At 55.8% G+C, this 21,758-nt stretch carries 16 protein-coding genes; 13 read left to right on the plus strand and 3 right to left on the minus strand.

Going from position 1 to position 21,758, the window contains the following annotated elements:
• The first annotated feature begins 254 nt into the window (after positions 1 to 254).
• The 3 genes from aceB to aceK are packed head-to-tail and all read left to right on the plus strand — an operon-like array spanning position 255 to position 4,995.
• The gene (gene aceB, locus APU11_RS24550) at positions 255 to 1,856 is read left to right on the plus strand and encodes a malate synthase A (RefSeq protein WP_058650683.1); all 1,602 of its coding nucleotides are present in this window, start codon (positions 255 to 257) and stop codon (positions 1,854 to 1,856) included.
• A gap of 32 nt (positions 1,857 to 1,888) precedes the next feature.
• Positions 1,889 to 3,193, plus strand: a complete 1,305-nt coding sequence (aceA, locus tag APU11_RS24555; RefSeq protein ID WP_038418438.1) for an isocitrate lyase — start codon at positions 1,889 to 1,891, stop codon at positions 3,191 to 3,193.
• 50 nt (positions 3,194 to 3,243) lie between these two features.
• A complete protein-coding gene (gene aceK / locus APU11_RS24560; protein ID WP_058650684.1) occupies positions 3,244 to 4,995 on the plus strand; it encodes a bifunctional isocitrate dehydrogenase kinase/phosphatase in 1,752 nt (583 codons plus the stop codon).
• Positions 4,996 to 5,017: 22 nt separating this feature from the next.
• Here aceK and iclR read toward each other — a convergent pair whose 3' ends face one another.
• Positions 5,018 to 5,845 carry a glyoxylate bypass operon transcriptional repressor IclR gene (iclR, locus tag APU11_RS24565; RefSeq protein WP_013095025.1) on the minus strand — a complete coding sequence of 276 codons (828 nt, stop codon included), beginning with the start codon at positions 5,843 to 5,845 and terminating at the stop codon, positions 5,018 to 5,020.
• Between the two features lie 193 nt (positions 5,846 to 6,038).
• On the opposite strand from iclR, the gene metH reads away from it, so the two are divergent.
• From metH to rluF, 5 genes are all read left to right on the plus strand, one after another.
• A complete protein-coding gene (gene metH / locus APU11_RS24570) occupies positions 6,039 to 9,722 on the plus strand; it encodes a methionine synthase (RefSeq protein WP_058650685.1) in 3,684 nt (1,227 codons plus the stop codon).
• 116 nt (positions 9,723 to 9,838) lie between these two features.
• Positions 9,839 to 11,470, plus strand: a complete 1,632-nt coding sequence (locus APU11_RS24575) for a Na/Pi cotransporter family protein (protein WP_013095027.1) — start codon at positions 9,839 to 9,841, stop codon at positions 11,468 to 11,470.
• A 95-nt stretch (positions 11,471 to 11,565) separates the two neighbouring features.
• Positions 11,566 to 11,859: a type II toxin-antitoxin system CcdA family antitoxin gene (locus APU11_RS24580; protein ID WP_020686614.1), complete on the plus strand. Its 294-nt coding sequence runs from the start codon at positions 11,566 to 11,568 to the stop codon at positions 11,857 to 11,859.
• Positions 11,859 to 12,176, plus strand: coding sequence for a CcdB family protein (locus APU11_RS24585; RefSeq protein ID WP_023621410.1), 318 nt, complete (start codon positions 11,859 to 11,861; stop codon positions 12,174 to 12,176). Before APU11_RS24580 ends, APU11_RS24585 begins: the two co-directional genes overlap by 1 nt.
• A 54-nt stretch (positions 12,177 to 12,230) precedes the next feature.
• Positions 12,231 to 13,100, plus strand: coding sequence for a 23S rRNA pseudouridine(2604) synthase RluF (gene rluF, locus APU11_RS24590; RefSeq protein WP_023621411.1), 870 nt, complete (start codon positions 12,231 to 12,233; stop codon positions 13,098 to 13,100).
• Positions 13,101 to 13,167: 67 nt separating this feature from the next.
• On the opposite strand, the gene panS is transcribed toward rluF, so the two are convergent.
• Together panS and lysC are read right to left on the minus strand one after the other, a co-directional pair.
• Positions 13,168 to 14,112, minus strand: coding sequence for a ketopantoate/pantoate/pantothenate transporter PanS (gene panS, locus APU11_RS24595; RefSeq protein ID WP_013095031.1), 945 nt, complete (start codon positions 14,110 to 14,112; stop codon positions 13,168 to 13,170).
• A 92-nt stretch (positions 14,113 to 14,204) separates the two neighbouring features.
• Entirely contained in the window at positions 14,205 to 15,554 is a 1,350-nt protein-coding gene (gene lysC, locus APU11_RS24600) for a lysine-sensitive aspartokinase 3 (protein ID WP_040023622.1), read from the minus strand.
• Between the two features lie 375 nt (positions 15,555 to 15,929).
• On the opposite strand from lysC, the gene pgi reads away from it, so the two are divergent.
• From pgi to APU11_RS24625, 5 genes are all read left to right on the plus strand, one after another.
• Positions 15,930 to 17,579, plus strand: a complete 1,650-nt coding sequence (pgi, locus tag APU11_RS24605; protein ID WP_020686615.1) for a glucose-6-phosphate isomerase — start codon at positions 15,930 to 15,932, stop codon at positions 17,577 to 17,579.
• A gap of 367 nt (positions 17,580 to 17,946) precedes the next feature.
• The gene (gene yjbE, locus APU11_RS24610; RefSeq protein ID WP_013095034.1) at positions 17,947 to 18,189 is read left to right on the plus strand and encodes an exopolysaccharide production protein YjbE; all 243 of its coding nucleotides are present in this window, start codon (positions 17,947 to 17,949) and stop codon (positions 18,187 to 18,189) included.
• A 63-nt stretch (positions 18,190 to 18,252) separates the two neighbouring features.
• On the plus strand, positions 18,253 to 18,891 hold the full coding sequence (locus tag APU11_RS24615) for a YjbF family lipoprotein (RefSeq protein WP_013095035.1): 639 nt from the start codon (positions 18,253 to 18,255) through the stop codon (positions 18,889 to 18,891).
• Complete coding sequence (locus APU11_RS24620; RefSeq protein ID WP_072200518.1) at positions 18,888 to 19,625, plus strand: capsule biosynthesis GfcC D2 domain-containing protein; 738 nt, start codon at positions 18,888 to 18,890, stop codon at positions 19,623 to 19,625. Before APU11_RS24615 ends, APU11_RS24620 begins: the two co-directional genes overlap by 4 nt.
• Complete coding sequence (locus tag APU11_RS24625; RefSeq protein ID WP_029882648.1) at positions 19,625 to 21,721, plus strand: YjbH domain-containing protein; 2,097 nt, start codon at positions 19,625 to 19,627, stop codon at positions 21,719 to 21,721. Before APU11_RS24620 ends, APU11_RS24625 begins: the two co-directional genes overlap by 1 nt.
• Positions 21,722 to 21,758 lie beyond the last annotated feature (37 nt).

Consider the following 21,758-nt stretch of genomic DNA (forward strand, 5'->3'; position numbering starts at 1 on the left):
ATCCTAAAGCGTTTCAGCTATTCACATTAGGCACCTTCGGGTGCCTTTTTTATTTCCGAAATTCAACTCAACATACATTAAAACTTTAAACTCATATTAATCAATAAGTTGAAGTTAAATTGAATTTAAAATGGAAATTGTTTTTGATTTTGGAAAAAATAGAGATAGTCTTAATTCTGCTGAGCGAAAACTACACAACGATCTTTCGTTCGCATTGGGGATGTGAATTTGGATCTTTGATGAGGAGTCGAGTGATGACTCAACAGGCAACGACGGTCGATGAACTGGCCTTTACCCAGCCGTATAGCGAGCAAGAACAGCAAATTTTGACGGCTGAGGCGGTTGAATTCCTGACTGAACTGGTGACCCGCTTTACGCCGCAGCGCAATAAGCTGCTGGCTGCACGCATTCATCAACAGCAGGAAATTGATAATGGCAAGCTGCCTGGGTTTATTTCGGAAACCGCTTCCATTCGACGCGGCGACTGGAAAATCCGCGGCATCCCTGAAGATTTGCAGGATCGCCGCGTTGAGATCACTGGCCCGGTAGAGCGCAAAATGGTGATCAACGCCATGAACGCCAACGTCAAAGTCTTTATGGCGGATTTTGAGGACTCCCTGGCCCCGGACTGGCGTAAAGTGATCGACGGGCAGATCAACCTGCGCGATGCCGTTAATGGCACCATCAGCTATACCAACGAAGCCGGTAAAATTTATCAGCTGAAACCCAATCCGGCGGTTCTGATCTGCCGCGTACGCGGCCTGCACCTGCCGGAAAAACACGTCACGTGGCGCGGAGAAGCGATTCCGGGCAGCCTGTTTGATTTTGCCCTCTATTTCTTCCACAACCACAAAAACCTGCTGGCAAAAGGCAGTGGCCCCTATTTCTACCTGCCGAAGACCCAGGGCTGGCAGGAAGCGGCCTGGTGGAGTGAGGTGTTCAGCTACGCGGAAGATCGCTTCAACCTGCCGCGTGGCACCATTAAAGCCACCCTGCTGATTGAAACGCTGCCTGCCGTATTCCAGATGCATGAAATCCTGCACGCTCTGCGCGATCACATTGTGGGTCTGAACTGCGGACGCTGGGACTACATCTTCAGCTATATCAAAACGTTGAAAAACCACCCCGATCGCGTACTGCCGGATCGCCAGGTTGTCACCATGGATAAACCGTTCCTCAGCGCCTATTCGCGCCTGCTGATTAAAACCTGCCACAAGCGCGGTGCCTTTGCGATGGGCGGCATGGCGGCCTTTATTCCGAGCAAAGACGCTGAGCGTAACAATCAGGTGCTCAACAAGGTGAAAGCTGACAAGGAGCTTGAAGCGCGTAACGGTCACGACGGCACGTGGATCGCCCATCCGGGCCTGGCCGATACGGCAATGGAAGTCTTTAACCACGTACTCGGTGACAACAAAAACCAGCTGTTTGTCACCCGTGATGACGATGCCCCAATCGCAGAAGAGCAACTTCTGGCGCCGTGCTCGGGTGAACGCACGGAAGAGGGCATGCGTGCCAATATCCGCGTGGCCGTGCAGTACATCGAAGCGTGGATCTCCGGTAACGGCTGTGTGCCCATCTACGGTCTTATGGAAGACGCGGCGACGGCAGAAATCTCCCGTACCTCTATCTGGCAGTGGATCCACCATCAGAAAACGCTCAGCAACGGCAAGCCGGTGACCAAATCCCTGTTCCGCCAGATGCTGGCCGAAGAGATGCGCGTCATTCAGGACGAGCTGGGCGAACACCGCTTTAGCAGCGGACGTTTTGATGATGCCGCCCGCCTGATGGAGCAAATCACAACCTCAGATGACTTAATCGACTTCCTCACCCTGCCAGGCTACCGCCTGCTTGCGTAAATCCACCACATAACAATATGGAGCATCTGCACATGAAAACCCGTACCCAACAAATCGAAGAACTGAAGAAAGAGTGGACACAGCCGCGCTGGGAAGGTATCCGTCGCCCGTACAGCGCTGAGGAAGTGGTGAAACTGCGTGGCTCGGTCAATCCGGAATGCACGCTGGCGCAAAATGGCGCGGCGAAGATGTGGCATCTGCTGCATGGCGGCTCCAAAAAGGGCTACATCAACAGCCTCGGTGCACTGACCGGCGGTCAGGCATTGCAGCAGGCGAAGGCCGGTATCGAAGCCATTTATCTTTCCGGCTGGCAGGTTGCGGCGGATGCCAACCTGGCCTCCAGCATGTATCCGGATCAGTCGCTCTATCCGGCAAACTCGGTGCCGTCGGTGGTGGATCGGATCAACAACACCTTCCGCCGTGCGGATCAGATCCAGTGGGCGGCAGGTATTGAGCCAAACGATCCGCGCTTTATTGACTACTTCCTGCCGATCGTCGCGGATGCAGAAGCCGGTTTCGGCGGCGTGCTGAACGCCTTTGAGTTGATGAAATCGATGATTGAGGCTGGTGCAGCGGCCGTACACTTCGAAGATCAGCTGGCCTCGGTGAAGAAATGCGGACACATGGGCGGCAAAGTGCTGGTCCCGACCCAGGAAGCGATTCAGAAGCTGGTCGCTGCGCGTCTTGCCGCTGACGTGCTCGGCGTGCCGACGCTGGTGATTGCCCGTACCGACGCGGACGCGGCTGACCTGATCACCTCTGACTGCGATCCATACGACAGCGAGTTCATTACCGGCGAGCGCACCAGCGAAGGATTCTATCGTACCCATGCTGGCATTGAGCAGGCCATCAGCCGTGGCCTGGCGTATGCACCGTATGCGGATCTGGTCTGGTGCGAAACCTCCACGCCAGATCTGGCGCTGGCAAAACGCTTTGCCGATGCTATCCACGCCAAATACCCGGGCAAACTGCTGGCCTATAATTGCTCGCCGTCCTTCAACTGGCAGAAGAATCTGGACGATAAAACCATCGCCAGCTTCCAGCAGCAGCTGTCAGACATGGGCTACAAGTATCAGTTCATCACCCTGGCGGGGATCCACAGCATGTGGTTCAACATGTTCGACCTGGCGCACGCCTACGCGCAGGGTGAAGGCATGAAGCACTATGTCGAGAAAGTGCAGCAGCCGGAGTTTGCCGCGGGCAAAGAGGGCTATACCTTTGTTTCTCATCAGCAGGAGGTGGGAACCGGTTACTTTGATAATGTGACCACGATTATTCAGGGCGGCACCTCCTCCGTCACTGCCTTAACGGGGTCAACAGAAGAAGCACAGTTCTAATCTTTTCCCCCTCTCCCTTCTGGGGAGAGGGTTGGGGTGAGGGGGAATCTATGTCGCGTGGTCTGGAATTACTGATTGCACAGACTATTTTGCAGGGCTTCGATGCCCAGTATGGTCGTTTTCTGGAAGTCACCTCCGGCGCGCAGCAGCGCTTTGAGCACGCCGACTGGCATGCGGTCCAGCAGGCCATGAAGCAGCGTATTCACCTCTACGATCATCACGTGGGTTTGGTGGTGGAACAACTGCGCTGCATTACCGACGGTAAAAACCCTGACGCGGCATTTTTACTGCGCGTTAAGGAGCACTACACCCATTTGTTGCCAGACTACCCGCGCTTCGAGATTGCGGAGAGCTTTTTCAACTCCGTGTATTGCCGGTTATTTGACCACCGCTCATTATCTCCTGAGCGGTTATTTATTTTTAGCTCCCAGCCGGAGCGCCGTTTTCGCACCATTCCGCGCCCGCTGGCGAAGGATTTTTTCCCCGACCACGGCTGGGAGAAGCTCCTGCACCGCGTGTTAACAGATTTACCGCTGCGTTTGCCGTGGGAGAATAAAGCCCGCGATATTGGCTTTATCATCGCCCATCTCCACGAATCCTTTGGCGAAGAGGTTCTCAGCCACTGCCATTTGCAGGTCGCCAACGAGCTTTTCTACCGCAATAAAGCCGCATGGCTGGTGGGCAAGCTCGTGACGCCCTCCGCCACCGTGCCGTTTCTGCTGCCCATACACCGTACCGATGACGGCGAACTGTTTGTCGATACCTGCCTGACCACCAGCGCTGAGGCCAGCATTGTGTTTGGCTTCGCCCGCTCCTATTTTATGGTCTACGCTCCGCTGCCTGCCGCCCTGGTGGAGTGGCTGCGCGAGATCCTGCCGGGCAAAACCACCGCCGAGCTGTATATGGCGATTGGCTGTCAAAAGCATGCCAAAACGGAAAGCTACCGGGAGTATTTGCGTTATGTCACCACCGCCGATGAGCAATTTATCGAAGCGCCCGGCATTCGCGGCATGGTGATGCTGGTCTTTACGCTGCCGGGGTTTGACCGGGTGTTTAAGGTCATCAAAGATACATTTGCGCCGCAGAAAGAGATGACCGCAGCGCATGTTCGTGCCTGCTATCAGCTGGTGAAAGAACACGATCGCGTCGGACGTATGGCGGATACGCAGGAGTTTGAAAATTTTGTGCTGGATAAGCGGCAGATCGATCCGGCTTTAATGGCCCTGTTACTGCAGGAAGCACCGGCAAAAATCACCGATCTGGGCGACAAAATAGCGATTAGCCATCTGTATATCGAGCGCCGTATGGTGCCGCTGAATATCTGGCTGGAACAGGCCGACGGTCAGGCTTTAAAAGATGCCATTGAAGAGTACGGCAACGCGATTCGTCAGCTTGCCGCCGCCAATATCTTCCCCGGCGACATGCTGTTTAAAAACTTCGGCGTGACCCGACACGGGCGGGTAGTGTTCTATGATTACGATGAAATTTGCTACATGACCGAGGTTAATTTCCGCGATATCCCGCCGCCCCGTTACCCGGAAGATGAACTCTCCGGCGAGCCGTGGTACAGCGTCTCACCGGGCGATGTCTTTCCCGAGGAGTTTCGCCACTGGCTGTGCGCCGACCCGCGTATTGGGCCATTGTTTGAAGAGATGCATGCCGATCTGTTTCGTGCCAGCTACTGGCGCGGGCTGCAAACGCGGATCAAAAACGGGCATGTGGAAGATGTGTACGCCTACCGTCGTAAGCAGCGGTTTTGCATCCGGTTTTCTCCCTCTCCCTGTGGGAGAGGGCCGGGGTGAGGGCAACAGATCGCACTCAATCCTAGCGAATCCCACCATACGCCAGGGTGACCTCTTTCGCCGCCTTAATCACCAGCGCACCCAGCTCGGTGACGCGATCGTCGGTCATACGGGAAATCGGCCCCGAGATGGAGATAGCGGCAAACGGTTCGCGATGCTCGTCAAAGATACAGGCCGCAATGCAGCGCAGGCCCAGGGCGTGCTCCTCGTCGTCAAACGAATAGCCGCGCTTACGGGTCAACGCCAGATCTTCTTTCAGATGCACCGGTGAAACCAGCGTGGCGTGGGTATAGGCGTGCAGCCCTTTGCGGTGCAGCAGCCCCGTCACCTGTTCCTCGCTCAGCTGTGACAGAAAGGCTTTCCCCGCGCCGGACGCGTGCATAGGCAGCTTACCGCCAATGGGGGCTGACATACGCATCAGCTGGGTACACTGTACCTGGTCAATGATGATCGCCTGATGGTCGCTCTGGTCGAGCACGGCCAGATTCACGGTCTCGCCCGACTCTTCCATTAATTTGCGCAGGATAGGATGCACAATCGCCAGCAGGTTGCGGCTTTGCAGGAAGCTGCTGCCGACGATGAACGCATGGGCGCCGACTGCCCAGTGCCCCAGCTCGCCAACCTGACGCACAAAGCCAAGCTGTTGCATGGTGGTCAGCAGCCTGTGCGTAGTGGAGTTCGGCAAACCAGCCTGTTGGGCCAGCTCCGTCAGGGCCACGCTGCTGTGCGACTCGGCTATCCATTCCAGCAGCTTCAAACCGCGTGTAAGCGATTGAACCTGTCCACCCTGTTGTGCGGCGGGGGTGGCAGCAGGTTTTCTGCCGCGTTTCGCGGGAACGGTCGTGACCATGACGATCTCCTTTTTCTGTATCGTGGAAATCATTTTCGTTTTATTTGGTGATTTTGCAACCGTTATCCTGACTGATCGGATGAGTGATAGTGAACATGTCTCATGTTACCGCCGTGTGACTTTTCCACCCTGCAAGATTGTGCCAGTATGGACCGCAGCCTTTTGGCCTGGTTGAGCGTTGTCGGGAGCAAGTGTGAGCAGCAAAGTAGAGCAACTGCGTGCGCAGTTAAATGAACGAATTCTGGTGCTGGACGGCGGCATGGGCACCATGATCCAGAGCTATCGCCTCAGTGAAGACGATTTCCGTGGCGAACGTTTTGCGGACTGGCCATGCGATCTCAAAGGTAACAATGACCTGCTGGTATTAAGCAAACCGCAGGTGATTGCGGATATCCACAACGCCTACTTCGAAGCGGGTGCGGATATCGTTGAAACCAACACCTTCAACTCGACAACTATCGCCATGGCGGATTACCAGATGGAATCCCTGTCGGCGGAGATAAACTATGAGGCGGCGAAGCTGGCCCGCGCCTGTGCCGACGCGTGGACGGCGCGCACGCCGGAGAAACCGCGCTACGTTGCCGGGGTGCTGGGCCCAACCAACCGCACCGCCTCTATTTCACCGGACGTAAACGACCCGGCGTTTCGTAACATCACCTTTGACCAGCTGGTGGCAGCCTACCGTGAATCAACCAAAGCGCTGGTGGAAGGCGGTTCCGACCTGATCCTGATTGAAACGGTTTTCGATACCCTCAATGCCAAAGCCGCGATTTACGCGGTGAAAGAGGAGTTCGAGGCGCTGGGCGTCGAGCTGCCAATCATGATTTCTGGCACCATTACCGATGCCTCTGGCCGTACTTTGTCCGGGCAGACCACCGAAGCGTTTTATAACTCCTTGCGCCACGCGGAAGCGCTCTCCTTCGGCCTGAACTGCGCGCTGGGTCCGGATGAGCTGCGCCAGTATGTGCAGGAACTGTCACGCATTGCGGAATGCTACGTCACCGCACACCCGAACGCCGGTCTGCCAAACGCCTTTGGCGAATATGATCTGGATGCGGACACCATGGCGGCGCAGATCCGCGAATGGGCCGAATCCGGTTTCCTGAATATCGTTGGCGGCTGCTGCGGTACCACGCCGGAGCACATCACCGCCATGAGCAATGCCGTGGCCGGTTTGCCGCCGCGTAAACTGCCCGAGCTGCCGGTTGCCTGCCGTCTCTCCGGCCTTGAGCCGTTGACTATCGGCGATGACAGCCTGTTTGTTAACGTTGGGGAACGTACCAACGTCACCGGTTCCGCTAAATTCAAACGCCTGATCAAAGAAGAGAAGTACAGTGAAGCGCTTGACGTTGCCCGCCAGCAGGTAGAAAGCGGCGCGCAGATCATCGACATCAACATGGATGAGGGGATGCTCGACGCCGAGGCGGCGATGGTACGTTTCCTCAACCTGATCGCCGGCGAGCCGGATATCGCTCGCGTGCCGATCATGATTGACTCCTCCAAATGGGAAGTGATCGAAAAAGGGCTGAAGTGCATTCAGGGCAAAGGTATTGTCAACTCCATCTCAATGAAAGAAGGGGTCGATATCTTTATTCACCACGCGAAGATGGTGCGCCGCTACGGCGCGGCCGTGGTGGTGATGGCCTTTGATGAAGTGGGCCAGGCGGACACCCGCGAGCGCAAAATTGAGATTTGCCGCCGTGCGTACAAGATCCTGACCGAAGAGGTGGGCTTCCCGCCGGAAGACATCATCTTTGACCCGAACATCTTCGCCGTCGCCACCGGGATTGAAGAGCACAATAACTACGCTCAGGACTTTATCGGCGCGTGTGAAGACATCAAACGTGAGCTGCCGCATGCGCTGATCTCCGGCGGCGTCTCGAACGTGTCGTTCTCGTTCCGCGGCAACGACCCGGTACGTGAAGCGATCCACGCCGTATTCCTCTACTACGCCATCCGCAACGGGATGGATATGGGGATCGTCAACGCCGGACAGCTGGCGATTTATGACGATCTGCCCGCAGAACTGCGCGACGCGGTGGAGGATGTGATCCTCAACCGCCGTGACGACGCCACCGAGCGGCTGCTCGATCTGGCAGAAAAATACCGCGGCAGCAAATCGGACGACGCTGCCAACGTCCAGCAGGCCGAGTGGCGTAGCTGGGATGTCAAGAAGCGGCTGGAATATTCGCTGGTAAAAGGCATCACCGAATTTATCGAGCAGGATACCGAAGAGGCGCGCCAGCAGGCCGCCCGGCCCATCGAGGTTATCGAAGGGCCGCTGATGGACGGCATGAACGTGGTGGGCGATCTGTTCGGCGAGGGCAAGATGTTCCTGCCGCAGGTGGTTAAGTCCGCGCGCGTGATGAAGCAGGCCGTGGCGTATCTGGAGCCGTTCATCGAAGCCAGCAAAGAGCAGGGCTCCAGCAACGGTAAAATGGTTATCGCCACCGTGAAGGGCGACGTGCATGACATCGGAAAGAACATTGTCGGTGTGGTGCTGCAGTGCAATAACTACGAGATTATTGACCTTGGCGTAATGGTGCCGGCGGATAAAATCCTCAGGACCGCGCGCGAAGTCAATGCTGACCTGATTGGCCTTTCCGGGCTGATTACCCCGTCGCTCGACGAGATGGTTAACGTGGCGAAAGAGATGGAGCGTCAGGGCTTCACCATTCCGCTGCTGATTGGCGGGGCGACCACCTCAAAAGCGCATACTGCGGTGAAGATTGAGCAGAACTACAGCGGCCCGACGGTCTATGTTCAGAACGCCTCGCGCACCGTGGGCGTGGTCTCAGCGCTGCTCTCCGACACCCAGCGCGATGACTTTGTGGCCCGGACCCGCAAAGAGTACGAAACCGTCCGCATTCAGCATGCCCGCAAGAAACCGCGCACCCCACCGGTGACACTTCAGGCGGCGCGCGATAACGATCTGGCGTTTGACTGGGCGAGCTATACGCCGCCGGTTGCCCATCGCTTGGGCGTGCAGGAGGTGACCGCCAGCATCGAAACGCTGCGCAACTACATCGACTGGACACCATTCTTTATGACATGGTCGCTGGCGGGCAAATATCCGCGCATCCTGGAAGATGAGGTTGTCGGCGAAGAGGCGAAGCGCCTGTTTAAAGACGCTAACGACATGCTCGACAAACTCAGCGCCGAGAAAGCCCTTAACCCGCGCGGCGTGGTGGGGCTGTTCCCGGCTAACCGCGTGGGCGACGACATCGAAATTTATCGCGATGAGACGCGCACTCACGTGCTGACAGTAAGCCATCACCTGCGCCAGCAAACCGAAAAGGTCGGGTTTGCCAACTACTGTCTGGCCGATTTTGTTGCGCCGAAGCTGAGTGGTAAAGCCGACTACATCGGTGCCTTCGCCGTGACCGGCGGTCTGGAAGAGGACGCCCTGGCGGATGCCTTTGAAGCGCAGCACGATGATTACAACAAAATCATGGTCAAAGCGATTGCCGATCGTCTGGCGGAAGCGTTCGCAGAGTATCTGCATGAGCGCGTACGCAAGGTTTACTGGGGCTATGCGGCGAATGAAAATCTCAGCAATGAGGAGCTGATCCGCGAAAACTACCAGGGGATCCGCCCGGCACCCGGCTACCCGGCCTGTCCGGAACATACCGAAAAGGGCACCATCTGGCAGCTGCTGGACGTTGAGGCCCATACCGGAATGAAACTGACCGAATCTTTCGCGATGTGGCCTGGGGCATCGGTATCCGGCTGGTACTTCAGCCATCCGGACAGCAAATACTTTGCCGTGGCGCAGCTGCAGCGCGATCAGATTGAAGATTATGCACTGCGTAAAGGCATGAGCGTCTCTGAAGTTGAGCGTTGGTTAGCGCCGAATCTCGGCTACGACGCCGACTGACCGTCACTTTTCCTTACAACTAACAGGGCGCTCATTGAGCGCCCTGTCTCTTTCTTACGTTTAAACCCTTATACTGACCTAAGGAAAATGAATAACGATAAGGAGGATAACCTTCCGTGCTGACCCTGTTACATCTGCTCTCGGCAGTCGCACTGCTGGTCTGGGGCACCCATATTGTCCGTACCGGCGTGATGCGCGTGTTTGGCGCACGTTTACGTACTGTTCTCAGCAGCAGCGTGGAGAAGAAACCGCTCGCCTTCTGCGCGGGTATTGGCGTAACGGCGCTGGTTCAGAGCAGTAATGCGACCACATTGCTCGTGACATCGTTTGTCGCTCAGGATCTGGTGGCGCTGGCCCCTGCACTGGTTATTGTGCTGGGCGCTGACGTGGGTACCGCGCTGATGGCACGTATCCTGACTTTCGATCTCTCCTGGCTGTCGCCGCTGCTGATATTTATCGGGGTCATCTTTTTCCTTGGGCGTAAGCAGACGCGCGCTGGCCAGCTTGGACGCGTGGGGATTGGCCTCGGGCTGATTCTGCTGGCGCTGGAGCTGATTGTGCAGGCGGTAACGCCCATTACCGAAGCCAACGGCGTGCAGGTTATCTTCGCCTCGTTAACCGGCGATATTATGCTGGATGCGCTCATCGGCGCGGTGTTTGCCATCGTCAGTTACTCCAGCCTGGCGGCGGTGCTGCTGACGGCCACGCTCACCGCCGCAGGGGCGATCTCCTTCCCGGTCGCACTGTGTCTGGTGATCGGGGCTAACCTCGGCTCGGGCCTGCTGGCGATGCTCAATAACAGCGCTGCCAATGCTGCCGCGCGCCGCGTGGCGCTCGGCAGTCTGCTGTTTAAGCTGGTGGGCAGCCTGATTATTCTGCCGTTTGTGCACCCACTGGCGAACCTGATGGACAACCTCTCTCTGCCGAAGGCAGAGCTGGTGATCTATTTCCACGTCTTCTATAACCTGGTGCGTTGCCTGGCGATGGTGCCGTTTGCTGAACCAATGGCGCGCTTCTGCGAACGGCTTATACGCGATGAACCGGAGCTGGATGCGCGCCTGAAACCGAAGCATCTGGACACCTCCGCGCTGGATACTCCTGCGCTGGCGCTGGCCAATGCCGCCCGCGAGACGCTGCGCATGGGTGATGCCATGGAAACCATGCTCGAAGGCTTGCAAAAGGTGATGCACGGCGAGCCGCGGGAAGAGAAAGAGCTGCGCCGGCTGGCGGATGATATCAACGTGCTTTATACCGCTATCAAGCTCTATCTGGCGCGCATCCCGCAGGATGAACTGGCGGAAGAGGAGTCCCGCCGCTGGGCGGAAATCATAGAGATGTCGCTTAACCTTGAGCAGGCTTCGGATATTGTGGAGCGGATGGGCAGTGAAATTGCTGACAAATCTCTGGCTGCCCGCCGTGCGTTCTCCGTCGAAGGGCTGAAGGAGCTGGAAGCCCTGCACGAACAACTTCTTAGCAACCTGAAGCTGGCGATGTTGGTCTTCTTCTCAAGCGATGTGCCGAGCGCACGCCGTCTGCGCCGCAACAAGCATCGCTTCCGTATCCTCAACCGCCGCTACTCGCACGCCCACGTTGAACGTCTGCACCAGCAGAACGTGCAGAGTATCGAAACCAGCTCCCTGCACCTGGGGCTACTGGGGGATATGAAACGCCTTAACTCATTGTTCTGTGCGGTGGCGTACAGCGTGATGGAACAGCCGGATGAAGATGACGAGCGGGATGAGTATTAATCCCTGAAAGCGCCTCGCAAAACCCATTTGCGAGGCGTGACGCTTTATAAAGAGCAATTTACTCTTCAGACCTTATATTTTGAAGGGAATAGAAAATGCTCGTTTATTACGCTACACTTCGCCAATTCATGCGCATTCCAATGGGGGTTCTCATGCGCACTACCCATGGTATTAAAAAATCGGTCAATGTCTCGTTAGCACCTGAAATTCTTGAAGAAGCGCGACGGCTTAAACTCAATCTCTCTGCTGTACTCACGACCGCTCTACAGGAGCAGTTTCGTGCGCATCAGCGCGCAGAGTGGTTAGCAGAAAATAAAGCGTCTATAGAGGCCATCAACCAGTGGGTTGATGAAAACGGCTCCTTTAGTGATTTTCAGAGGTCGTTCTGATGGAGCAATATTTTGCTTATGAGAATGAAGGCAATGGGAGAAAAGCCTATCCATGGCTTATTAATATGCAGCACCCTGTTGCTAATGTGATGAAACATGTACTTGTCGCTCCCGCCGTTGAATTAAGCCTGCTGGGCGGCATTCGTCCGCCTGCGAAAGTGTGCCCTGTCGTTGAAATCGCGGGTAAGCCCTGCGTTGTCATGATGCATATGCTGTCAGGCATATCTTCAAAAGAGTTAGGTGAACGTGTTGCCGATCTCACTGACAACAGTGCTTCATTGCGGGATGCACTCGATTTTCTGATCAACGGTTACTAGGACTTTTTTGTCAGCCGCAAGGTAAGGTATATTTCGCCCTTCACAGGAGAAACTATGCTGCCAACTCAATCAACCCGATTAAACAAATACATTAGCGAGAGCGGGATCTGCTCACGTCGCGAGGCGGACCGTTACATCGAACAAGGTAATGTGTTCCTCAACGGCAAACGCGCCACTATTGGTGACCAGGTGATGCCTGGCGACGTGGTCAAAGTGAATGGTCAGCTCATCGAACCGCGTGATGCAGAAGACCTGGTGTTTATCGCGTTGAATAAACCGGTTGGGATTGTCAGCACCACGGAAGATGGCGAGCGGGACAACATCGTTGATTTCGTTAACCACAGCAGCCGTATCTTCCCGATTGGCCGTCTGGATAAAGACTCGCAGGGGCTGATTTTCCTCACTAACCACGGCGATCTGGTGAATAAGATTCTGCGTGCCGGGAATGACCACGAGAAAGAGTATATCGTGACGGTGAATAAGCCGGTCACGGATGAATTTATTCGGGGCATGGGCGCCGGTGTACCCATCCTCGGTACCGTCACGAAAAAGTGTAAGGTGAAGAAAGAAGCGCCGTTCGCGTTCCGCATTACCCTGGTGCAGGGCCTGAATCGTCAGATCCGCCGTATGTGCGAATACTTCGGTTATGAAGTGACGAAGCTGGAACGCACGCGCATCATGAACGTCAGCCTGTCCGGTATCCCGCTGGGCGAGTGGCGTGACTTAACGGACGACGAGCTGATTGAGCTGTTCAAACTTATCGAGAACTCCTCGTCTGAAGCAAAGCCGAAGGCCAAAGCCAAACCGAAAACTCAGGCGATTAAACGCCCGGTCGTGAAAGCACCGCAGTCGGAAGAGAAAGGGCGAGGCAAGCCCGCAGGTAAACGCTTTACGCAACCGGGACGTAAAAAGAAGGGGCGTTAAGCCCCTTTTTTCCCCGGCTTGCGCGTGCGGAGAGTGTAGGTCGGGTTAGCGTAGCGCCACCCGACTGTTAAAGACGATATTCATCTGTTTTCTGTGGTTTTTCTTCTATCGGTTTGCCGGACCAGTATCCCGCCAGCAGCGAACCGGACAGGTTATGCCAGACCGAGAAGAGCGCACCAGGCAGAGCCGCCAGCGGCGAGAAGTAAATTTTCCCGAGTGCCGCTGCCAGACCGGAGTTCTGCATCCCTACTTCAATTGCCAGCGTCCGGCAGGTGGATTCATCGAAGCCAAACAGTTTCCCGCCCCAGTATCCGCCCAGCAGGCCAATGGTGTTATGCAACACTATCGCGATAATCACGACAAAGCCCACGGATGCAATGTGCGACGCAGAACCGGCCACCACGGCGCTGATGATGGCCAGAATACAGACCATCGAAAACGCAGGCAGATAGGGCTCAACGGCTTTTACCACGCGCGGGAACAGGTGGTGAATGACAAGGCCCAACGCGATCGGAATCACCACGATTTGCAAAATGCTCAGCAGCATTCCCATCACGTCCACCTGAATATGGGCGTCAACGTACAGGCGTGTTAGCAGCGGCGTGGCGATCACACCCACCAGCGTGGATACCGAAGAGATGGTCACGGAGAGCGCCACATCGCCTTTTGCCAGATAGATCATGACATTGGAGGCGGTTCCGCTGGCCACGCTGCCCACCAGCACCATCCCGGCGGAGAGGTCGGGTGGCATCTTAAAGGCCATTGCCAGCAGCCAGGCCGCAAGGGGCATCACCAGGTAGTGCAGGAAAATCCCTGCAGCAACCGGAGCCGGGCGCGAGAGCACGCGTTTAAAGTCGTCGATTTTTAGATGCACACCCATGCCGAACATAATCAGCATCAGCAACGTGGTCACCCACGGACCAATGCCCGTGAACGTAGTGGGGGTGTAATACGCGAGTATGGAGAGCAGCAGCGCCCATAACGGGAACAGCCGGGTGATGGCGGATAACATAGATATTCCTTGCAGTATTGTCGTGTTGTTTAGTTATAAAAAAGCCGGGTCTGTGCCCGGCTTATAGATATTGTTTATCGTGCTAACGAATTTTATTCAAACAAATTCTGATGAAGTTTCTGCACCACCTGTTCTGCCTGCTCAGCAGGCACCAGGAAGCAGAGGTTGTAGCTGGAGGCACCGTAGCAAATCATGCGGATATTGAACGGGTCGAGCACACCGAAGACCTCTTTGCCCACGCCACAGGCGCGCGACAGCTTATTGCCGATGATGGCTACCAGCGCCAGGTTTTCTTCTACTTCCACGCGGCACAGTTCTGACAGCTCAATCAGCAGCGACTGCGTCAGCAGGGTGTCACCCGTTGAGGTTGAACCGGTGGTGTCCAGCGTCAGTGCGATACTCACTTCGGAGGTGGTGATCAGATCCACGGAGATGTTATGACGCGCCAGGATGCCAAACACTTCCGCCAGGAAGCCGCGCGAGTGCAGCATATTATGGCTGTGCAGCGTAACCAGCGTTTGCTTACGGCGCAGGGCCAGCGCGCGGAACAGCGGTGGATTTTCGGTTTTCTTGCACACCAGCGTACCGCCCGCTTTCGGATCTTTACTTGAACCGACGAAGACCGGGATATCACTACGCACGGCAGGCAGCAGCGTTGCCGGGTGCAGCACTTTCGCACCGAAGGTCGCCATTTCCGCCGCTTCTTCAAACGCAATCACATCAATACGTTTTGCCGCAGAGACGACGCGTGGATCGGTGGTGTAAATCCCCGGGACGTCAGTCCAGATATCCACACGGGTCGCGTGCAGCGCTTCACCCAGCAGCGCCGCGGTGTAATCACTGCCGCCACGGCCAAGCGTGGTGGTGCGTCCTTTGGCTTCGCTGCCGATAAAGCCCTGGGTGATCACGATCCCCTCATTCAGACGCGGGGCCAGTTGCTGATTGGTCAGCTCGGCCAGCGCTTCCACGTCCGGCTCGGCGCGGCCAAAGCGATCGCTGGTGCGCATGATTTTACGCACGTCGAACCACTGTGCCTGAACGTTACGTTCACGCATGATTTCAACAAACAGCAGGGTGGACATGAGCTCACCGTGGCTGACCAGCTCATCGGTCAGGGCGGTGGAGGTGGCCAGAGAAGCCGCTTCTGCCAGCGTGGTGATATTTTCCAGCAGACGCTCCACTTCTTCGCGGATCACGTTCGGGTTCTGCAGACGTTCGAGGATGTCGAACTGAATTTTGCGCAGTGCGTCCAGCTTAACGAAGCGCTCGGTGGCCTCCAGCCCTTCAGACAGAGAAACCAGCAGGTTCGTCACGCCAGCAGAGGCAGAAAGCACTACCAGGCGGGTATTCGGATCGGCCAGCACCACATCGGCGCTGCGGTTCATGGCATCGTAATCTGCCACACTGGTGCCGCCAAACTTGGCGACCACAAAACTCGTCATAACAACCTCGTGTCAGGGAATGAATAAAGCGACCATGGCACAAGAATGAAACGAAAACAGGTGCAGGCGCAAAATACGGCCCTATAAATAAAATGCGGGGGAGGTCCTGTCAATGCCGGGATTATGCGGATTTTTCATGGGGGGGTACCCCTGAGAAACAGGACTTATAACAGGGCCATATTTTATGCTTCGTTTTCCCCGGTTTTGACCGACATTTCGCCGCCACGGGTGTGCGCGTCAGCAGCTATACTTTTCGGGTCTTTTCACCTGCGTTTGATGCAGGCCAGGGCAATGGCATAAAAACCATCACAATTTTTATTTGCAGGCGCTACAATCGACCGCAGTCACAATTCTCAAATCAGAAGAGTATTGCTAATGAAAAACATCAACCCAACGCAGACCGCTGCCTGGCAGGCACTACAAAAACATTTTGATGAAATGAAAGACGTCACCATCGCGGAGCTGTTCGCGAAAGATGCCGATCGTTTCAACAAATTCTCCGCGACCTTCGATGATCTGATGCTGGTGGATTTCTCCAAAAACCGCATCACCGAAGAGACGCTGGCGAAACTGCAGGATTTGGCGAAAGAGACGGAACTGGCAGACGCCATCAAATCCATGTTCTCCGGTGAGAAGATCAACCGTACCGAAGACCGTGCCGTGCTGCACGTGGCTCTGCGTAACCGTAGCAATACGCCAATTATCGTTGACGGCAAAGATGTGATGCCGGAAGTGAACGCGGTGCTGGAAAAGATGAAAGCCTTCTCTGAAGCAATCATCTCCGGAAGCTGGAAAGGCTACACCGGCAAAGCCATCACCGACGTGGTGAACATCGGTATCGGCGGTTCTGACCTCGGCCCGTTCATGGTGACCGAAGCGCTGCGTCCATACAAAAATCATCTCAACATGCACTTTGTCTCCAACGTCGATGGTACCCACATCGCCGAAGTGCTGAAGAACGTGAACCCGGAAACTACACTGTTCCTGGTGGCTTCTAAAACCTTCACCACCCAGGAAACCATGACCAACGCCCACAGCGCACGCGACTGGTTCCTGAAAACCGCAGGTGACAACAAGCACGTGGCGAAACACTTCGCAGCGCTGTCCACCAACGGTAAAGCGGTTGGCGAGTTCGGTATCGACACCGCGAACATGTTCGAGTTCTGGGACTGGGTTGGTGGCCGCTACTCTCTGTGGTCTGCGATCGGCCTGTCTATCATTCTCTCCGTGGGCTTCGACAACTTTGTTGAGCTGCTCTCCGGTGCGCACGCGATGGACAAACACTTCTCCACCACCGCACCTGAGAAAAACCTGCCGGTGCTGCTGGCGCTGATCGGTATCTGGTACAACAACTTCTTCGGCGCAGAGACCGAAGCGATCCTGCCGTACGACCAGTACATGCACCGCTTCGCGGCCTACTTCCAGCAGGGCAATATGGAATCCAACGGTAAATACGTTGACCGTAACGGCAACGCGGTGGATTACCAGACTGGCCCAATCATCTGGGGTGAGCCAGGCACCAACGGTCAGCACGCGTTCTACCAGCTGATTCACCAGGGGACCAAAATGGTACCGTGCGATTTCATCGCCCCGGCTATCACCCACAATCCACTGTCTGATCATCATCCTAAACTGCTGTCTAACTTCTTTGCTCAGACCGAAGCGCTGGCGTTTGGTAAATCCCGCGAGGTGGTAGAGCAGGAATATCGTGACCAGGGTAAAGATCCGGCCACCCTGGAACACGTTGTGCCGTTCAAAGTGTTCGAAGGCAACCGTCCAACCAACTCCATCCTGCTGCGTGAAATCACGCCGTTCAGCCTGGGTGCGCTGATTGCTCTGTATGAGCATAAGATCTTCACGCAGGGCGCAATCCTGAACATCTTCACCTTCGATCAGTGGGGCGTTGAGCTGGGTAAACAGCTGGCGAACCGTATTCTGCCTGAACTGGGTGATGACAAAGCGATCAGCAGCCACGACAGCTCGACAAATGGTTTGATTAACCGTTATAAAGCATGGCGCGCGTAATTAAATCGTCATAAAAACGTGCCGGCGATATGCCGGCATTTTTTTATCAGACAATTCCTGATGTCTGTTATTTAACTCAAATTCCCGTTATGAGTTTTATCCGAAAATACCTTTTAACCCGTTAATGAGTGCGGTTTATTTTAGGATTATACGGAGAGTTAATTTCTCCTTATGTAATTATATCTATTTGATTTTAAATAAATAATTTATTAGTTAATTATTCTTATACTTCACATTTATCCAATAGTCCGAAAACCCTTCCTCTATTTATCCGTACGGCAATCCCTCTGCTTTAGTTGTGTATACTCGAATCCGCCTGAATTTCTTTTCGGGCAAATCTCCATTCATTCATTGAAGGGAAATTGTTATGAAGAAAGTACTGTATGGCATTTTTGCCATATCTGCACTTGCGGCGACATCTGTCTATGCAGCTCCGGTCCAGGTCGGGGAAGCAGCAGGGTCGGCAGCGACGTCTGCGTCTGCGGGGAGTTCTACCGCGGCCAGCACCAGCACCGTAAGTTCAGCCGTGGGTGTCGCGCTGGCGGCAACCGGTGGCGGTGATGGCTCCAATACCGGAACCACGACCACTACGACGACCAGCACCCAGTAATTCCGGGTGTTTTAATCATAACCACACTTCGGTGTGGTTATTTCGCCCCTTCGGAGAAGAGTCGTGAAGCGACCTGCAATCATCCTGATTTGCCTGCTGTTGCAGGCGTGCTCGGCCACCACCAAAGGGCTGGGCAACTCACTGTGGGACAGCATATTCGGTACGCCGGGTGTGCATTTGACCGATGATGAACTTCAGAACATGCCGTATGCCAGCCAGTACATGCAGCTCAACGATGGTCCGCAACTGTTTGTGGTGCTCGCTTTCGATGAAAACGGGCAGCAGAAATGGGTGACGCAGGATCAGGCCACCATCGTGACGCAACATAGCCGTATTGTGAAAACCCTGCTCGGTGGCGATAACCTTCTTGAGGTCAACAACCTTGCGGCCGATCCGCTCAGCAAACCGAACCAGATCACCGACGGGGCAAGCTGGACGCGGACAATGGGCTGGACGGAACACAAGCAGGTGCGTTACGCCACTGCCCGCTCTACCTTCCGCTGGGACGGTACGGACAGCGTCAGGGTAGGCAGCGACGAAACCCGGGTTCGCGTACTGGATGAAGAGGTCACGACCGATCGGGCAACCTGGCATAACCGTTTCTGGGTGGATGATGAAGGGCAGATCCGTCAGTCCCTGCAATATTTGGGTGCCGGATTCTTCCCGGTTAAAACCACGCTGATCAAGGCCGCGAAATCATGAAAACACTTATTCGCGTTGCGCTGATCGCAAGCTTTGCCACACCGCTCGCCTGGTCTGCCGGGACGGTGAAGGTCTACACGCCGGACAGCACGCAGCCCAAAACGTTGACGAACGCCGGCCACCTGATCGATCTCGTCGGCCAGCCAAGGCTGGCAAACAGCTGGTGGACAGGTGCGGTGATCGCTGAGCGGCAGGCAACGGTGGCGGCGGAACAAAAGCACAAGGCGCTGCTCGCCAGATTAACGGGGTTAGCAGAGCAGGAAGACGGCGACGATGCGGCAGCCATTAACAGCCTTCGCCAGCAGCTTCTGGCGCTGAAGGTTACCGGAAGACAAAACATCAATCTCGATCCGGATGAAGTCCGCGTGACGGAAAAAGGTAATCCGGCCCTGGAGGGAGATTACACGCTCTGGCTCCCGGCGCAGCCTTCCACCATCACGGTGATGGGGCTTATCAGCAGCCCGGGTAAAAAACCGTTTACTCCCGGCCGCGACGTGGCGAGCTATCTCGACGAGCAGAGCCTGCTGAGTGGTGCGGATAACAGCTACGCCTGGGTGATTTATCCTGACGGGAACACGCAAAAGGCGCCGGTTGCCTACTGGAACAAGCGGCATGTCGAACCCATGCCAGGCAGCATCATTTTTGTCGGTTTTGCCGACCATTTCTGGACGAAGGCATATGACGGGCTGAATGCCGATATCCTTCATTCCCTGACACAGCGGATACCGGAATAATGAAAAAGACCTATCTCTACAGCATGTTGGCACTGTGTGTGAGTGCCGCCTGTCATGCAGAAACGTATCCGGCCCCCATTGGCCCGTCTCAGTCAGACTTCGGTGGCGTCGGTTTACTGCAAACCCCTACCGCGCGTATGGCGCGAGAAGGGGAAATTAGCCTTAACTATCGTGATAACGACCAGTACCGCTACTATTCTGCATCCGTACAGCTGTTCCCATGGCTCGAAACCACGCTGCGCTACACCGACGTACGTACGAAACAGTACAGCAGCGTGGACGCGTTTTCGGGCGATCAGACCTACAAAGATAAAGCCTTCGATCTCAAACTGCGCCTGTGGGAAGAGAGCTACTGGATGCCGCAGGTTTCCGTGGGGGCCAAAGATATCGGCGGTACCGGCCTGTTCGACGCGGAGTACATTGTCGCCAGTAAGGCCTGGGGGCCATTTGACTTCTCGCTGGGGCTTGGCTGGGGCTATCTCGGCACCAGCGGCAACGTGAAAAACCCGTTCTGCACCTACAGCGACAAATTCTGCTATCGCGACAACAGCTATCAGAAAGCGGGTTCCATTAACGGTGATCAGATGTTCCACGGTCCGGCTGCCCTGTTTGGCGGCGTGGAGTATCAGACGCCGTGGCAGCCGCTGCGCCTGAAGCTGGAGTACGAAGGTAACGACTACTCGCAAGAGTTCGCCGGAAAGATTGAGCAAAAGAGCAAGTTTAACGTCGGCGCCATTTACCGCGTCACCGATTGGGCCGACGTTAACCTCAGCTACGAGCGCGGCAACACCGTGATGTTTGGCTTTACGCTGCGTACTAACTTTAACGACATGCGGCCGCACTATAACGACAACGCGCGGCCTGCGTACCAGCCGGAGCCGCAGGATGCCATTCTGCAGCACTCCGTGGTGGCCAACCAACTGACGCTGCTGAAGTACAACGCCGGTCTGGCGGATCCGAAAATCCAGGTGAAAGGCGATACGCTGTACGTGACCGGTGAGCAGGTGAAATACCGCGACTCGCGGGAAGGGATCGAACGTGCTAACCGGATCATCATGAACGATCTGCCGGAGGGGATCCGCACGATCCGCGTAACGGAGAACCGCCTGAACCTGCCGCAGGTGACGACGGAAACGGACGTGGCCAGTTTGAAGCGCCATCTGGAGGGCGAGCCGCTGGGTCATGAAACCGAGCTGGTACAAAAACGCGTTGAGCCAATCGTGCCGGAGACGACCGAGCAGGGCTGGTATATCGATAAATCGCGCTTCGATTTCCACATCGACCCGGTGCTAAACCAGTCTGTCGGCGGGCCGGAAAACTTCTACATGTACCAGTTGGGCGTGATGGCAACGGCGGATCTGTGGGTGACCGACCACCTGCTGACCACCGGCAGCCTGTTTGGCAACATTGCCAACAACTACGACAAGTTCAACTACACTAACCCGCCGAACGACTCGAAGCTGCCGCGCGTGCGTACCCGCGTGCGTGAGTACGTGCAGAACGATGCCTACGTAAACAACCTGCAGGCCAACTACTTCCAGTACTTCGGCAATGGCTTCTACGGCCAGGTCTACGGCGGTTATCTCGAAACCATGTATGGCGGCGCGGGGGCGGAAGTGCTTTATCGTCCGGTGGACAGCAACTGGGCGTTTGGTATTGATGCTAACTACGTTAAACAGCGCGACTGGCGCAGCGCGCAGGACATGATGAAGTTCACCGACTATAGCGTGAAAACCGGCCATCTGACGGCCTACTGGACGCCGTCGTTCGCCCAGGACGTGCTGGTGAAAGCCAGCGTGGGTCAATACCTGGCGGGCGATAAGGGCGGCACGCTGGATATCTCCAAACACTTCGACAGCGGAGTGGTGGTCGGTGGTTACGCCACCATCACCAACGTCTCGCCGGACGAATACGGGGAAGGGGACTTCACCAAAGGGGTGTATGTGTCGATTCCGCTGGATCTGTTCTCATCCGGTCCAACCCGCAGCCGTGCGGCCATTGGCTGGACACCGCTGACGCGCGACGGGGGCCAGCAGCTGGGTCGTAAGTTCCAGCTGTATGACATGACCAGCGATAAGAACATTAACTTCCGCTGATAGCCCTCATCTTTTCTGTTGTAGGCCCGGTAAGCGC

Source organism: Enterobacter sp. 50793107 (genome assembly GCF_001463365.1).
In the GTDB taxonomy this organism is placed as follows: domain Bacteria; phylum Pseudomonadota; class Gammaproteobacteria; order Enterobacterales; family Enterobacteriaceae; genus Enterobacter; species Enterobacter cloacae.